The sequence below is a fragment of the Arthrobacter sp. MPF02 genome (assembly GCF_046605375.1).
Taxonomy (GTDB): domain Bacteria; phylum Actinomycetota; class Actinomycetes; order Actinomycetales; family Micrococcaceae; genus Arthrobacter.
Genome location: NZ_CP176772.1, coordinates 885062 through 900711, shown reverse-complemented (window position 1 = coordinate 900711; position 15650 = coordinate 885062). Strand labels below are relative to the sequence as shown.

At 66.4% G+C, this 15650-nt stretch carries 15 protein-coding genes; 9 read left to right on the top strand and 6 right to left on the bottom strand.

Translation table 11 applies throughout. The features are described 5' to 3' along the window. Position 1: 1 nt before the first annotated feature. From ACLH0K_RS04315 to ACLH0K_RS04285, 7 genes are all read left to right on the top strand, one after another. Positions 2-1648, top strand: a complete 1647-nt coding sequence (locus tag ACLH0K_RS04315; RefSeq protein ID WP_411375611.1) for a DNA repair helicase XPB — start codon at positions 2-4, stop codon at positions 1646-1648. Positions 1649-1657: 9 nt separating this feature from the next. Further along, positions 1658-2164, top strand: coding sequence for a DUF427 domain-containing protein (locus tag ACLH0K_RS04310; protein ID WP_411375610.1), 507 nt, complete (start codon positions 1658-1660; stop codon positions 2162-2164). A 161-nt stretch (positions 2165-2325) separates the two neighbouring features. Further along, complete coding sequence (locus tag ACLH0K_RS04305) at positions 2326-2787, top strand: hypothetical protein (protein WP_411375609.1); 462 nt, start codon at positions 2326-2328, stop codon at positions 2785-2787. 11 nt (positions 2788-2798) lie between these two features. After that, positions 2799-4796: a multicopper oxidase family protein gene (locus ACLH0K_RS04300; protein ID WP_411375608.1), complete on the top strand. Its 1998-nt coding sequence runs from the start codon at positions 2799-2801 to the stop codon at positions 4794-4796. A 71-nt stretch (positions 4797-4867) separates the two neighbouring features. Further along, entirely contained in the window at positions 4868-5578 is a 711-nt protein-coding gene (locus tag ACLH0K_RS04295) for a response regulator transcription factor (RefSeq protein WP_411375607.1), read from the top strand. A gap of 2 nt (positions 5579-5580) precedes the next feature. Further along, positions 5581-7053, top strand: coding sequence for a sensor histidine kinase (locus ACLH0K_RS04290; protein ID WP_411375606.1), 1473 nt, complete (start codon positions 5581-5583; stop codon positions 7051-7053). 108 nt (positions 7054-7161) lie between these two features. Further along, positions 7162-7449: a WXG100 family type VII secretion target gene (locus ACLH0K_RS04285; RefSeq protein WP_411375605.1), complete on the top strand. Its 288-nt coding sequence runs from the start codon at positions 7162-7164 to the stop codon at positions 7447-7449. A 53-nt stretch (positions 7450-7502) separates the two neighbouring features. Here the strand turns inward: ACLH0K_RS04285 and ACLH0K_RS04280 are convergent, their stop codons facing one another. Then, the gene (locus ACLH0K_RS04280) at positions 7503-8498 is read right to left on the bottom strand and encodes an RNase H family protein (RefSeq protein ID WP_411375604.1); all 996 of its coding nucleotides are present in this window, start codon (positions 8496-8498) and stop codon (positions 7503-7505) included. Between the two features lie 167 nt (positions 8499-8665). Here ACLH0K_RS04280 and ACLH0K_RS04275 point away from each other — a divergent pair, with 167 nt between their 5' ends. Then, positions 8666-9973, top strand: coding sequence for an ABC transporter substrate-binding protein (locus tag ACLH0K_RS04275; protein WP_411375603.1), 1308 nt, complete (start codon positions 8666-8668; stop codon positions 9971-9973). Positions 9974-10130: 157 nt separating this feature from the next. On the opposite strand, the gene groL is transcribed toward ACLH0K_RS04275, so the two are convergent. From groL to ACLH0K_RS04250, 5 genes are all read right to left on the bottom strand, one after another. Next, positions 10131-11759: a chaperonin GroEL gene (gene groL / locus ACLH0K_RS04270; protein ID WP_411375602.1), complete on the bottom strand. Its 1629-nt coding sequence runs from the start codon at positions 11757-11759 to the stop codon at positions 10131-10133. 287 nt (positions 11760-12046) lie between these two features. Then, positions 12047-13252 carry an ABC transporter substrate-binding protein gene (locus ACLH0K_RS04265; RefSeq protein ID WP_411375601.1) on the bottom strand — a complete coding sequence of 402 codons (1206 nt, stop codon included), beginning with the start codon at positions 13250-13252 and terminating at the stop codon, positions 12047-12049. Positions 13253-13314: 62 nt separating this feature from the next. Continuing rightward, on the bottom strand, positions 13315-13521 hold the full coding sequence (locus ACLH0K_RS04260) for a cold-shock protein (RefSeq protein ID WP_411375600.1): 207 nt from the start codon (positions 13519-13521) through the stop codon (positions 13315-13317). Positions 13522-13693: 172 nt separating this feature from the next. Then, positions 13694-14338 carry a LytR C-terminal domain-containing protein gene (locus tag ACLH0K_RS04255; RefSeq protein ID WP_411375599.1) on the bottom strand — a complete coding sequence of 215 codons (645 nt, stop codon included), beginning with the start codon at positions 14336-14338 and terminating at the stop codon, positions 13694-13696. Positions 14339-14392: 54 nt separating this feature from the next. Then, entirely contained in the window at positions 14393-14734 is a 342-nt protein-coding gene (locus tag ACLH0K_RS04250; RefSeq protein ID WP_411375598.1) for a DUF3263 domain-containing protein, read from the bottom strand. Positions 14735-14876: 142 nt separating this feature from the next. Here ACLH0K_RS04250 and ACLH0K_RS04245 point away from each other — a divergent pair, with 142 nt between their 5' ends. Next, a complete protein-coding gene (locus ACLH0K_RS04245; protein ID WP_411375597.1) occupies positions 14877-15647 on the top strand; it encodes a uracil-DNA glycosylase in 771 nt (256 codons plus the stop codon). The last annotated feature ends 3 nt before the right edge of the window (positions 15648-15650 follow it).

Genomic DNA, 15650 nt, shown 5'->3' with positions numbered 1-15650 from the left:
CGTGAACGACGGACCCCTGATTGTCCAAAGCGATAAGACCATCCTCCTCGAGGTGGACCACGGGCTGGCCACGGAAGCCCGGCACGCCATCGCGCCGTTTGCGGAGCTGGAGCGGGCGCCTGAGCATATGCACAGCTACCGGTTGACGCCGCTGGGCCTGTGGAACGCCAGGGCGGCGGGACTCGACGCGGAAAAGGTCCTGGACACCCTGTTGAAGTACTCCCGCTTCCCGGTGCCCCATTCGCTGCTGATCGACATCGAGGAGACGATGTCCCGGTACGGCCGGCTCCGCCTGGAAAAAGACCCGCAACACGGGCTGGTCATGCGCACGGACGACTATCCCGTGCTGGAGGAAGTGACCCGGGCCAAGAAGATCCAGCCGTTGCTTGGCCCCCGGATCGACGGCGAGACCGTGGTGGTGCACGCGTCCCAGCGCGGCCAGCTCAAACAGCAGCTGCTCAAAATCGGCTGGCCGGCCGAGGACCTGGCGGGCTACGTTGACGGCACCCCGCACCTGATCGCGCTGAACGAGGACGGCTGGCAGCTGCGGCCGTACCAGCGCCTGGCCAGCGAAAACTTCTGGGCCGGCGGCAGCGGCGTGGTGGTGCTTCCTTGTGGCGCCGGCAAGACGCTGGTGGGGGCGGCGGCCATGGCCACGGGCTCCACCACCACGCTGATCCTGGTCACCAATACCGTGGCCGCCCGGCAGTGGAAGGACGAACTGCTCCGGCGGACGTCCCTCACCGAGGACGAGGTGGGCGAGTACTCCGGCTCCGTCAAGGAGGTCCGGCCGGTCACCATCGCCACCTACCAGGTCCTCACCACCAAACGCGGCGGACTGTACCCGCACCTGGAACTGGTGGATGGCCACGACTGGGGCCTCATCATCTACGACGAGGTGCACCTCCTTCCCGCCCCGATTTTCCGCATGACGGCCGACCTGCAGGCGCGCCGCCGCCTGGGGCTGACTGCCACGCTGGTCCGCGAGGACGGCCGGGAAGGCGAGGTGTTCAGCCTGATCGGGCCCAAGCGGTACGACGCGCCGTGGAAGGACATCGAATCGCAGGGCTACATCGCCCCCGCCGACTGCGTGGAGGTCCGGGTGGACCTGCCCAGGGACGAGCGGGTGGCGTATGCGATGGCCGACGACGCGGACAAGTACCGCCTCTGCTCGACCTCGGAGTCCAAGACGCAGGTGGTGGAGCAGCTCGTGGCCCGGCACGCCGGCGAACAGCTGCTGGTGATCGGCCAGTACATCGACCAGCTGGACGAGCTCGGCGAGCGCCTGGATGCGCCCGTCATCAAGGGTGACACGTCGGTGAAGGTGCGGCAGAAGCTGTTTGATGCCTTCCGTGCCGGCGAAGTCCAGACCCTCGTGGTGTCCAAGGTGGCCAACTTCTCCATCGACCTGCCGGAGGCTTCCGTTGCCATCCAGGTGTCCGGTTCCTTCGGATCGCGGCAGGAGGAGGCGCAGCGGCTGGGCAGGCTCTTGCGCCCCAAGAAGGACGGCCGTGCGGCCCGCTTCTACTCCCTGGTAGCCAGGGACACCCTGGACCAGGACTTTGCCGCGAAGCGCCAGCGGTTCCTCGCCGAGCAGGGGTACGCCTACCGGATCATGGACGCCACAGATGTGCAGACAGCGGAGTAGGGCCTCCTGATGGGCCTGTTCAAGGGGCCGGTCCGCGAGGTACCCGGACCCGGCCAGGAGTCGGTGTGGGACTACCCGCGCCCGCCACGGGTTGAGCCTGCCAGCGAACGCATCCTGATCTTCCTGGGCGGCGAGCTGATCGTTGATACCACGGACTCCCTCCGCGTCCTGGAGATGAGCCATCCGCCTGTCTACTACCTGCCCCGGTCGGCGTTCACGCCCGGAGCGCTGGAGCCCGCCGCGGGAAGCAGTTTCTGCGAGTTCAAGGGCTCCGCCCGCTATCTAACCGTTCGGGGCGGCGGCGTGGCCGCGGAACGGGCTGCCTGGTTCTACCCTGACCCTGCAGCAGGCTTTGAGGCCCTGGCCGACCGCGTCACCGTCTACCCGGGCAGGATGGACCGCTGCGAAGTCGACGGTGAACAGGTACTCCCCCAGCCCGGGAACTTCTACGGCGGCTGGATTACCAGCCGCGTGGTGGGACCGTTCAAGGGAGGACCCGGAACTACCGGCTGGTGAAGGTCAGCGCACACCGAATGGATAAATAGGGGGAAATACCGTGGGGTAGGGGGTTTTCCACCCTTGCGGCCGCGCGACGGCACTGCCACCATGATTCGCGAGGCCCTCCGGGCAGCACGCTGGGCTCCATCCACAACGCTGCTGACATCAAAGGAAAGACAATGCGCAAGGTGTTGTTCGGGGTGGCCGCACTGCTGCTGGCCGCCGGAGTACTGCAGCTGTTTTTCGCCGGGTATATGGTCTTTCAGAACAGCAAGGAAGAGATGCACGAGGCCGCAGTCTTCCACTCGCTCAACGGACAGTTCGTGCTGCGGGGTCTGGCCTTGCTGGCCATCATCTTCGCTGCCCTGGCGCGGGCCGGCAAGCGGACAATTTGGCTGGCGGTGGGAATCTTCCTGATGTCCATCGTCCAGCTCCTGATTTTCATCGTGGGCGGGATGCTGACCGGCTCGTCAGAGGACTTCGTCACTCCTGCAGGTTCCTGGGTGGCGTCCATCCATCCTGTGACGGGCATGCTGATAATTTTCATGTCCTACTGGCTCTTCCTCCGTTCGCGTGCCCTCCTGCGGGCTTCCCAGCCAGCCGTCGCCAGGGCTGAGGCCGGCAGCACCGCCCAGGTCTAAGTTGAACCTTCATGGGCGCCTCGCAACTGCTGGGGCTTGACCTCGTCCTGTCGGTCCTGACCGCCGCGGCTTGGTGCGCCGCGGCCTGGTTGCTGCTGGACACCGGCAGGCGTCCGGCGTCGGCAGGTGCGGTAAGTGCCCGGCTGGTACTTCCGTCACTTGCGGCCGCACTGGTCCTCACCGCTGCCAAGGCCGCGGCAGTGGGGGCGCTGGCCGCCACCGGCTGGTGGTTCGCCGCCGAACGTGCCGCCGTCGGACTCCCCCTGCTGGTGCTCCCCGCGATGGTAGGCGGCGTGGCCGGCCTTCGCGCCGCACCCCGCCCAGGCCGGCTTGAAAGCAGGCCGGCACCACCGGCCGGGGGACGATTTCCGGCGCCGGTCGTGGTCCTGTGGGCGGCTGTGGGTGCCGTGTCCTCAATGCTGGTGCCGTTCATCCTGGGCTACACGCCGCATCCTTCCTCTGTTGCGGTGTTTATGGCCTTGGCAGGCTGTGCCGGGCTCGTCTGTTGGCTGCTTTTCGGACCACAGCATGCCGCCCGGCGGACGACGGCGGCCAGTGCGGTGGGTGCCTTGATGCTGGCCACCCTCCTGGGCAGTGCCGGCCTGGCCTGGCTGGGCAGCCGCAGCGCCGAGGGAATGGCGATCGCCGCTGCCGGGCACCAGCACGGCGGCGCGGCAGGGCCGGCGATCCGCCCTGTCACCGACCTCACCGGGGAGCTGCCGCCAGATGCCCCGGTACGCCACTTTGAGCTGACCGCCCGGCAGGAGCGTGTCACCTCGCCCCTGGGGAAGACCGCTGAGGCGTGGACGTTCGGGTCGCTGCCGGGGCCGGCCCTGGAAGCAGAGCTGGGCGACGTCCTCGAAGTGCTCCTGGTCAACAGGGACGTCGCTTCCGGGGTGACGCTCCACTGGCACGGCTACGACGTTCCCAATGCCATGGACGGGGTTGCCGGCACAACCCAGGACGCCGTGCTGCCCGGAAAGTCCATGACCTACAGGTTCCTGGCCCGGCAGTCCGGGACGTACTGGTACCACACGCACCAGATGTCGTCCGAGGGCGTGCGCAAGGGCCTCTACGGCACCCTGGTGGTCCGCGATCCACGGCAACCACAGCCTGCCACGGATCTGGTGGTGGCAGGCCACTCCCTGGGACCACTTACGCTCCTGGGCAGCTCCGACGGCGTCCAGCACCACGCCGCCGAAGCGGGAACAGAGGCGCGGCTGCGGCTGGTCAACACCGACTCGCTGCCGCAGCGGTACCAGATTCTGGGAGCGCCGTACACGGTGGCCGCGGTGGACGGCACGGATCTGGACAAGCCCATCACGGTGCCCGCCAGTAATGCTTCCGGGACCATCCTGAGGATCGGCGCCGGCGGCAGGATGGACGCAACCTTCACCATGCCCGCGCATCCGGTCACGCTGCGCCTTGAAGGCAGCGCCAGCGCCGCCGTCGTCCTTGTCCCTGCAGGCGGAGGCCGCCCGGAGGCGGCGGCAGCGGGCTTCCGCGCCGGCGCCGAACTGGACCTGTTCGGCCCGGCTTCTGCCCCTGTCCAAGAACCAATTTCCGCTTCTGCCTGGACACGCACCGCCGTTATGGTGCTGGACCGGCAACCGCGGTTCGTCAACGGCGTGCCGCGCTACGCCTACACAGTGAACGGCTCCGCATACCCGCACATCGAACCGCTGGTCGTTGACCCTGGCGACACCATCAAAGTGACGGTGGTAAACCGGACCTCCGAACCGCACCCCATGCATCCGCACGGCCATCACGTGCGCGTGCTGGCCAGGAACGGCGAGGCGCCCGAGAGCAACATGTTGCGCATGGACACCTTTGACGTACTGCCCGGTGAGGTCTGGGAGGTACTGCTCACGGCGGACAATCCCGGCATCTGGATGGATCACTGCCATAATCTGGCCCATGCCGCGGAAGGCATGATGATGCACCTGCAATACCGCGGCTACTCCTCGCCGTTCGTACACGGCGGGGCATCGGGCAACCGGGCGGAGTAGACCTTCCTTCCTGCATCCTCCTCCCATGGAACATCCAGACAACTCCCAGTGACTGGGAGCATGATGGGAGCATGAACAAAAACGGCCCTGAAGCGAAGCTCCTTGTCGTCGACGACGAACCCAACATTCGCGAGCTGCTGTCCACCTCGCTGCGGTTTGCCGGCTTCGAGGTAGTCTCCGCTGCGAACGGGCGGGACGCGCTGGCCGCTGCGGACACCCACGCTCCCGACCTGGCCGTGCTGGACGTGATGCTTCCGGACATGGACGGGTTCACCGTCACCCGCCGCCTGCGCGCGTCCGGCAAGCACTTCCCGGTCCTCTTCCTCACCGCGAAGGATGACACCGAGGACAAGGTCACCGGCCTGACCGTGGGCGGGGACGACTACGTCACCAAGCCGTTCAGCCTCGATGAGGTGGTGGCCCGGATCCGGGCGGTCCTGCGCCGGACCCAGCCGTTGATTGATGATGATGCCGTCATCCGCGTCGGCGACCTCGAGCTCGACGACGACGCCCACGAGGTGCGCCGCGGCGGCATAGTCATCGAGCTCTCCCCCACCGAGTTCAAACTCCTCCGCTACCTCATGCTCAACCCCAACCGGGTGCTGTCCAAGTCGCAGATTCTGGACCACGTCTGGGAGTACGACTTCAACGGCGACGCGTCCATTGTTGAGTCCTACATCTCCTACCTTCGCCGGAAGGTGGATATTGATCCCGATGCCCCGGCGCTGATCCAGACCAAGCGCGGCGTGGGCTACGTGCTCCGGACGGCAGAAAAGCGCTGACGTTGCTCGAACGGTGGAAATCGTCCTCCCTGAGGACACAGCTGGTGGCCATGATCATGGCCCTGCTGATGGTCGCCCTGACCGTAACCGGGGCAGGCACGCTGGCCCTGCTGCACAGCTACCTCCAGGGCCAGGTGGACGACAAGCTGAACGCCGCTGTGGGTCTTGCCCGGAAGCAGGGCTCGTTCACCCCGCTGACCCCCAATCCGGCAGTGCCCACCGACTACTCCCTGGTCCTCTTTGTACCGGGCGAGGACCCGCAACCCTTCGGCGGTGACCCGGAGATCCACCCCGACATCGAGTCGATCAGCGTAGTAGAAGCGCAGGGGCGGGGCGTCGTTCCCTATCAGGTCCGGGGCACGGATGGCGAGAACTGGCGGGTAGTCGCGGTTCCCGTACAGACCAACCAGGGTGCAGCCGTGGTGGTGATCGGCCTGCCTTTGAGGAGCGTGGATGATGTCCTGAAGCACGCGACGCTCGTGGTGATCGGGGTCGGCCTGCTCACGCTGCTGTTGGCGTCCCTGATTGCCAGCTGGACGGTGTCCCGGTCCTTCCGCCCGCTCGCCAGGGTGGAAAAGACGGCAGCTGCCATCGCCGCGGGCGACCTGTCCCGCCGCGTTGAGGTGGAGAACCCCGCCACCGAACTTGGCCGGCTCAGCAGCTCGCTGAATGCCATGCTCGCGCACATTGAAACCGCCTTCGCAGCACGCACTGCCTCCGAGGCCAGGATGCGCCGGTTCGCCGCCGACGCGTCCCACGAGCTGCGGACCCCCTTGGTGACCATCCGCGGTTTCTCCGAACTGTACCGCCACGGCGCGTTGACCACGGACGAGGACGTTGCCACCGCCATGGGCAGGATCGAGAGCGAAGCAAAGCGCATGGGGTCCATGGTCGAGGACCTGCTCCTGCTCGCCCGGCTGGATGAGCAGCGGCCGCTTCAGCAGAAGCCGGTTGACCTGCAGCTGCTCGCGCACGACGCCGTAGTGGATACCCAGGCCAGCGACCGCTCCCGCGTCATCTCGCTGACCGGGCTGGACGGCGGCCCGGCCGCGCCTGCACCGGTGCTCGGAGACGAGGCAAAACTCCGCCAGGTGGTGGGTAACCTCGTCGGCAACGCTTTGCGCTACACCCCGCCGGGCAGCCCCATCGAGCTGGCCGTTGGGGTAAGGATGGCGGACGGCCAGGCACGCTCCATCATCGAGGTTCGGGACCACGGGCCCGGCATCTCCAGCGAAGACGCGTCCAGGGTTTTCGAACGCTTTTACCGTGCCGATACGTCCCGCACGCGCGAAACCGGCGGCAGCGGGCTGGGGCTGGCCATCGTGGCCGCGATCGTTGGCTCGCACGCAGGCTCGGTCAGGGTGGAAAACACCGACGGCGGCGGCGCCACACTGGTGGTCAGCCTGCCATACCGGGACGGGAATCCCCTGCAGGCCGACGCGCAGGGCAGCGGCGGCGAGGTTATCCACATATAGCGATTGAGCAGCAGCACGGCTTCAGGGCCGCCCATAGGCTCATTGCAGCAGCCCGGACCAGCCGGGCAGGGCGGTCCGGTCCGCCCACCACCGGGAAAGGGCGCCGCCATGGGCATTATCTCCGTTGATACCGAACTGCTGCAGCTGAAGTCCGCCAACGTGCAGGCAACCATGGACAGGATCAGCGCCGACGTCCAGGTTATGAAGCATGGCCTGGACGAGCTGCAGGGCACCTGGCGTGGTTCCGCAGCCACGAATTTCCAGGCACTGATCGCCGAGTGGACCTTGACCCAGGGCAGGGTTGAGGCGTCCTTGGCGTCCATCAACGCGGCACTGGCGTCCGCCGCCGCCACCTATGCCCAGGCAGAGCTGGGAAACACGCAGCGCTTCAGCTGAGCGGCACCAGAGGCATCGGCCCGCCCTGCGGCTCCGGACGCCGGATTGGGACGCTAGGCTTCCGGGGTGCCCTGGTGGAAACGGAGCCGCCACCGGTCATCGTCCAAGACCCAGAGTGAACTCCGGAGGACTGTCCCCGCGCGCGTAAAACTGCGGTAGGTCAGCAGGACGGCACCCGTTCCGATGCGGTCCGCCCCCAGGATTTCGATGTCGGTCCTTTCCCCCGGATCCTCTTCGAGGGCCATCATCATGGCATCCCGGGTCCAGACCCGGCCCGAACTGCCGATTTCCAAGAAGTCCGGGTGCAGCAGGACGGCGGTCCGCCCGATGTCGCCGCGTACCAGCGGCCCCAGCAGCTCGCGTTCCAGTTCCTCCACAAGGGCTTCGGGCGCCGGGGCCTGCCGCTTGGCGTCAGCAACGTCGAAGGCATCATTGTCCAACTGGCTGAAGAGGTCCGGCTCGTCCAAGCTGCCGGCGGTACCGGCGGGTGACTGCTGCGCTCCCGCTGCTACCGACGCTTGCGCAGCCTGCGGGGCCCGCAGGGCAGCATCGGCTTTTGCAGGGGCCTGGGCAGCGGGGTGGGCACCAGGGAACCCCGGCCCCGACCGCGCCGCGACGCCTTGCTGGTAGGCGGTGGCCGCCGCGCGGGCTCGCTCATCGGCCGCTTCATTCAGGTCGTGGCCCGCATGCCCTTTGACCCACTCGAAAACACACTTCCGGCCGACCAGTTCCCGGTCCAGTTCCTTCAGCAGCTCAACATTCAGGACCGGCTTTCCGTCAGCCTTCCGCCAGCCCTTGCGCTTCCAGCCCGGCATCCACTTGGTGATCGAGTTGATGACGTACTGGCTGTCGCACAAAATACGCAGGTCTTCATCCGGAAGGTGGGCGGTTGCCCGCAACAGGTCCAGCACCGCCATCAGCTCACCCTGGTTGTTCGTGCCATGCGGCCATCCGCCCGCACGCCAGCAATCGTCATTCACGTACCAGGCCCAGCCGGCCGGACCGGGATTTCCCAAGGCTGAACCGTCAGCCGCTGCAGTAATTGTCACCGGTCCATCCTGCCAGACACCGGAGACAATAGGGGCGGGAAAACGGTTACCGAAAATCCTTGACGATGGCGGACGGTTCAGGAAACAATCGCAAGTACCAAACGAGAAAGCGCTTTCTTCAGTCCGTCAGGGTGCGGGACAGGAAGCTGCACCAGGAAGGCACATCAATGACGATTCGCACTGTCACCCGGCGGAAGTTCCAGCTCGGCGCGGCGGCCTTGGCCCTTTCCGTCCTCGCCACCGGCTGCGGTGCCGCGGGCGGCTCCGGCGGAAACGAGCAGGTCACCCTCCGGTTCGCCTGGTGGGGCAACGAATACCTGAATGCGCAGACGGAAAAGGTTATCGCTGCGTTCGAGGCCGAACACCCCAACATCAACATCGAGTCGGAGCCCGGCGAGTGGGCCAGCTACTGGGACAAGCTGGCCACCAAGACCGCAGCCAATGACGCTCCTGACGTTATCCAGATGGACCAGAAGTACATCGCCGAGTACGGCGGACGCGGTGCGCTCCTGGACCTCGGAAAGCAGGACGGGATCGATATCTCGAAGCTGGACAAGGAAGCGCTGGCGTCCGGCCAGTACGACGGCGCCCAGTACGGCCTGAGCACGGGGCAAAACGCCTATGTCATCATGGCCAATACCAAGGTCTTCGAGGCCGCGAACGTGCCTGTTCCGGATGACACCACATGGACCTGGGACGACTTCATGGAAACGGCCTCAAAGATCAGCGCTGCCGGAAACGGAAGCAGCTATGGCGCCGCCTACGGCAGCAACGAAGCCGACCTGATCATCTGGCTGCGGCAGCACGGGGAGAATCTCTACTCCGAGGACGGCAAGCTGGACTTCGACGCGGCAACCGCTGCTTCATTCTGGGAGCGGCTGAAGGAACAGCGCGATTCCAAGGCAAGCCCGCCGGCAACGGTGGCCACGGAGGACGCCGGCGCAGGCCTGGAGGAGAGCCTCTTCGGCACCAACAAGGTGGGTATGGCCTGGTGGTGGACCAACCAGCTCGGTTCCCTTGAATCCACCACCGGCAGCAGCATCAAGATGCTCCGCGCGCCCAGCGTCGACGGGTCGGCCACCAAGAACGGCATGTACTACAAGCCCACCATGTTCTGGTCTGCTTCATCGCGTTCGAAGCACCCGGAGGAGGCGGCCACCTTCATCAACTACCTGGCCAACAGCCAGGAAGCAGGAGAAATCCTGATGACGGACCGTGGGGTCCCCACCAATTCGGAAATCGTCGAAGGCATCACCCCGGCCCTGAAGCCGGCCGACACCACCGTGGTGTCGTTCCTGAAGGACATCGCCCCTGACGTGCAGGAAGCCCCGCCGGTCCCGCCCGTGGGCGCCGGCAGCGTCCAGAATGTGATCAAGCGCTACACGGACGAGGTGCTGTACGACCGCCTCACCCCGCAGGCGGCGGCCGAGGCGTTCAAGAAGGAAGTCGAGGGCATGATTTCCAGCGCCAAGTAGGCCCTTCCTCGGAGTTTTTGTCCAGTTATGCCGACTTCCAGTGCCTGTAGCCCTGCATAGCTGGACAAAAACTCTGCAGACCACAAACAGCTGCGGCCCCCTCCGAAGAGGGGACCGCAGCTGTTTGTATTAGCGGGACATAACCCGGCGGGGAAGCTTAGAAGCCGCCCATGCCGCCCATGTCGTCGCCGCCGCCGACCGGAGCGGGGTTCTTCTCCGGCTTGTCGGCCACAACAGCCTCGGTGGTGAGGAACAGGCCGGCAATGGAGGCCGCGTTCTGCAGGGCAGAGCGGGTCACCTTGACGGGGTCGTTCACGCCGGCAGCCAGCAGGTCGGTGTACTCACCGGTTGCGGCGTTCAGGCCGTGGCCTGCGGGCAGGCCGCGGACCTTGTCCACCACGACGCCGGGCTCGAGGCCGGCGTTGAAGGCGATCTGCTTCAGCGGGGCGTCGATGGCAACGCGGACGATGTTGGCGCCGGTTGCTTCGTCGCCGGAGAGCTGCAGGTTGGCGAATGCCTTGGCACCGGCCTGGATGAGGGCCACGCCGCCGCCGGCGACGATGCCTTCTTCAACGGCAGCCTTGGCGTTGCGGACTGCGTCCTCGATGCGGTGCTTGCGCTCCTTGAGCTCAACCTCGGTTGCGGCACCGGCCTTGATGACTGCGACACCGCCGGCCAGCTTGGCCAGGCGCTCCTGCAGCTTTTCGCGGTCGTAGTCGGAGTCGGAGTTCTCGATCTCGGCGCGGATCTGGGAAACGCGGCCGGCGATCTGGTCGGCGTCGCCTGCACCCTCAACGATGGTGGTCTCGTCCTTGGTGACAACAACCTTGCGGGCCTTGCCCAGGAGTTCCAGGCCGGCGTTTTCCAGCTTCAGGCCGACTTCCTCGGAGATGACCTGGCCGCCGGTAAGGACGGCAATGTCGGCAAGCTGTGCCTTGCGGCGGTCGCCGAAGCCCGGAGCCTTGACGGCGACGGACTTGAAGGTGCCGCGGATCTTGTTGACGATCAGGGTGGCCAGGGCCTCGCCCTCGATGTCCTCGGCGATGATCAGCAGCGGCTTGTTGGACTGCATGACCTTTTCGAGGACTGCAACCAGTTCCTTGACGTTGGAGATCTTGGAGTTGACGATCAGGATGTACGGATCCTCAAGGACCGTCTCCTGGCGCTCTGCGTCGGTGACGAAGTAGGCGGAGATGTAGCCCTTGTCGAAGCGCATGCCTTCGGTGAGCTCGAGTTCCAGGCCGAAAGTGTTGGACTCCTCGACCGTGATGACGCCTTCCTTGCCCACCTTGTCCAGGGCTTCGGCAATCAGCGCACCGATCTCGTCGTCGCCGGCGGAGATGGACGCGGTGGCGGCGATCTCTTCCTTGGTTTCGATCTCCTTGGCGGAGTTCAGCAGCTCGGCGGTGACGGCGTCAACGGCCTTTTCGATGCCGCGCTTGAGGGACAGCGGGTCGGCGCCGGCAGCGACGTTGCGCAGGCCTTCCTTGACCAGGGCCTGTGCGAGCACGGTGGCGGTGGTGGTGCCGTCGCCTGCGACGTCGTCGGTCTTCTTGGCGACTTCCTTGACCAGCTCGGCGCCGATCTTCTCGTAGGGGTCGTCCAGCTCGATCTCCTTGGCGATGGAAACGCCATCGTTGGTGATCGTGGGGGCGCCCCACTTCTTCTCGAGGACGACGTTGCGTCCACGCGGGCCGAGGGTGACCTTAACGGCGTCGGCGAGGGTGTTCAGGCCCCGCTCAAGGCCGCGGCGTGCCTCTTCATCAAATGCAATGATCTTGGCCATAACGGCAGTAGTCCTTTCGGGACAGTCGTTAAGAATGAACCTTCGCTGCAGTGCCCGCGACGGACGATCCTTGGCCGGCGGCCTCTGTATGCCCCCGGGTGCGGATCTCACTCCAGTTAGGTGTTTCTTCGCTCCTCGACCGGTGCGCCGCGCCGCCCGCGGAAGCAGGCTTTGCTTTAGCAGTCGGTACGTCAGAGTGCTAACTCAATAATTAGCACTCCCCACGTGAGAGTGCAAGCGAAAGGTCTTGTGGAAAGGCCGTCCGAGGCCGTCTTCGCCGAGGGCGATCAGCTGCCGGTGAGTCCGGCTGTCTCGCGGCCGCTCAGCGTTGGGAGATTGTCCGGACCGTACGTGAACACCATGAAATTCGCCGTGGTGATGTCTCCGCTGGTGTCGAAGGCAATCGGGCCTGACTCGCCGTCGTAATTGATCCTTGAAGCCCCGCTGGCGACGCATTCCTTATAGGACGTACAGGCGTCCGCAGCGGATGAATCGGCAGGTGCTCCGGTACTGCCGCCGGAAACACTGATCAGGTGGGCGGCGATGGAGCGGCCGGCGTCGTCTTCGGCCTGGGCTGCGGCCAGTGCCGCAACTGTAACGGCGTCGAAGGTCTCAGCTGCGAAGGAAACATCCTGCAGGCCGCCGTCCACCGCGAGGAGCCGGTCCTGGAAGCCCGCGGACGGAAGCTGGCCCTGGACCACAGCGCGGGCGCCATCCAGTGCCTTCGCGCTGAGCCTGGACCCGTAGCGGGCAAAGGCTCCGTCGCTGACGATGATCCGGGCGCCGGCCACACCTGCGTTCGCAAGTTCTGCCAGTGCCCCCCGGGCGCCGTCGCGGGCCACCACGATGACTGCATCCGATGCCGCCTGGCCTGCGGCCGAGGCGGCTGGACCGGCCTCGCCCGCCTTAAATCCCTCGTTGAGGGCCACGTCCAGTCCGGCCTGCTCCGCAGAATCGACGACAGCCGCCGCCACGTCTTTTCCGTAGGCGCCTTCCTGGTGGAGCACAGAGACGGTAACCGCACCGGCGTCCTTAGCCAGCTTGGCCAGCACGGGCGCCTGGGCCACGTCTGCTGCTGCGGTCCGGAAGTAATAGCCGCCGGAATCTGCGGCAGAGAGGCCCGCAGCGGTGTTAGCCGGCGAGATGAGGGGCGTGCGGGCACGGGACAGGACATCGATGGTGGCTTCCGCATTGCCGGAGTCGGTGGGGCCGATGACGACGTCGGCCTTGGCCGCAACAAGGGCATGCGCCTGGGCTGCGGCGTCCAGATCCGCCTCGACCGGCAGCAGTTCCACGGGCCTGCCCTTGTGCCCGCCCGACTCGTTGATTTCTTTGACGGCCAGCCTGGCGGCGGCCAACTGCGGACCGTTGAGAAAGCTGTTGTCACCGGTGTTGTCCAGGACCAGCCCCACCCGCAGGATGCCGTCACCTGCGGCCTCAACGGCTTCGACACGGGCGTTGCCGGTGACTCCGGAACAGGCTGTGGCGGCCAAGAGCGCGCAGGCTGAAAGGGCGAATGCCGGACGGATACGGACAGCGGATACCTGCAACTGCTTCACTCGGCCGGCCGGACGCTTTCGGCCTGGGGGCCTTTTTCGCCCTCACCTACTTCCAACTGCACGCGCTGGCCCTCGTCAAGGGCCCGGTAGCCCTCACCCTGGATGGCGGACCAGTGGACAAAGACGTCGTCCCCGGATCCGTCCACGGTGATGAAGCCGTAGCCCTTTTCCGCGTTGAACCATTTCACGGTTCCCAGTGCCATGCTGACCAACTCTTTCCGTAGAACCCGGGAACTCCGCGCGCCGGTGCCGGATGCCTGGCGCCGCTGCGAAGCTGAAATTCACTCTAGCCAATGCCGGTGCGGCGGGGCAGGATGCCCGAAGCGGAGGGCGGCAATAGTTATTCACGCGTAACCGGCGCCGTTTTGGCGTTGCCTACCGGTACCCAGGGCCGAGCACCACAACCAGGGGAACCTGGAATTCAGTGCTGCTGACCACGGTGGGAATTCCCAGCAGCTGCGCCAGGGCCTGGGCGTTGGCAAGCTGGCTGGCACCCGCGTAGAAGATCACCGAACCCTGCACCGGAGCCCCGGCCCAGTTGCCCACCTGTCCCAGTGCCCAGCCGTCGGCCTGCACAGAGCCGCCGACGCGGCTTGCCAGCCCGGCCGTTCCGGCGCCGTTGTACACGGCCACAGGCTGCGTCTTGTCCAGGAAGGCCCGGGGTTCCCCGGACGCAGTTGGCCCAGGCCCGGCCTCCGCTACGCGGGTAGGTTCAGCGGACACGGACGGTGCGGCTTTCTCCGTGGCAACCATGGAACTCTCCGGGCTGGCCGACGGCGTGGTGCCTGTAGTGGCCAGCGGAGCGGCCTCCTGGCTCGCCGAGGCCTGGACATTTGCGCCGCTGAATCCGAGCTTGGGCAGGATCAGGAAGGACACCAGCCCAATGGCCAAAGCGGCCACGCCAACAGCGAGGATGGGCCAGAGCCGCACGCGTGTCGGCGCGGACGCCGTGCGGTGGACACCTTGTCGCGACGCGGCCTCGGGGACCCTGTCGAATTCATCGCGGGCGTATTTGGTCATGGATGACGTCCTTGTGGGATGGCTGGGGAGGCGGGGGGCACCGGGCGCTGACTTTTAGGCGTCGGACCCCAGGCGCCGTGCGGTCCGCGCACGGTGGCGGGACGTACGTAGTCTACGCAGTCTCTTCACCAGCATGGGGTCGTGGGCCAGCGCATCCTCGCGGTCAATCAGTGCGTTGAGCAGCTGGTAGTAGTGTGTGGCCGAGAGGTCGAAAAGCTCACGGATGGCCTGTTCCTTGGCTCCGGCATACTTCCACCACTGCCGTTCAAGGGCGAGCATCTGCTGCTCGCGTTCACTGAGCGGGGAGTCCCGCGGGGTGAAGCCCGCCAGCGGGGAGTTGCGTGGGTCCTGCTCCGGCAGCTGTTCGGGCATGTGTTCCCGGGCCGGTTCCGCCACGGCTGACTCCTTTGCTGGGTACGGGAAATGTCTCACCCCCATGCTACGGACGAATAACAGCGTTGTCATTTGGACTGCCTGCCCCTGCTCCCCCTGCCCCCGCTGCCCTGCGGAAGCCGCGGACCCCTGCGAGAATAAAACGATGCTTGAATCAGACGCGTTGTTCGAACTGGAGCAGGACCCCGCCACCGGCACTTTCGCGGACCTGGCGCGGCAGCCGCTGGCGGAGCTCGTCGCTCCGGACTGGGCGGCGGCACTGGCGGGGGTGGAAAACGAACTCCGCGGCGTCCTTGCCTTCCTGGCCCGGGAGGAGGCCGCCGGGCACCAGGTCCTGCCGCCGCCGCCGAACGTCCTGCGCGCCTTCCGCCAGCCCCTCGCCGGCGTCAAAGTCCTGCTCGTCGGACAGGACCCCTACCCCACGCCGGGACACGCCGTCGGCCTTTCCTTTTCCGTGGACAAGCGGACGCGGCCCATCCCCCGGAGCCTGGCCAACATCTACCGCGAGCTGGAAAACGACCTCGGTATTCCCGCACGTGTCCACGGCGACCTTTCCGCCTGGGCGGAGCAGGGGGTCCTGCTGCTGAACCGCGTGATGTCCGTCCGCGCCGGTTCCGCCGGTTCGCACCGGGGCAAGGGCTGGGAAAAGATCACGACGGCGGCCGTCACCGCCGTAGCCAACCGGCGGTCCGCGGATGGGTCGCCCGTGCCGCTGGTGGCGCTGCTATGGGGCAAGGATGCCGAAACCGTCCGCCCGCTCCTGGCCGCCGGCACGCCGGTGGTGTCCAGCGCCCACCCAAGCCCCTTGTCCGCGTCCCGCGGCTTCTTCGGCTCCCGGCCCTTCAGCCGGGTCAACCAGCTCCTCCTTGAGCAGGGTTCCCCGGGCGTAACCTGGGAACTGCCTCCTGCCCCTTAGCTT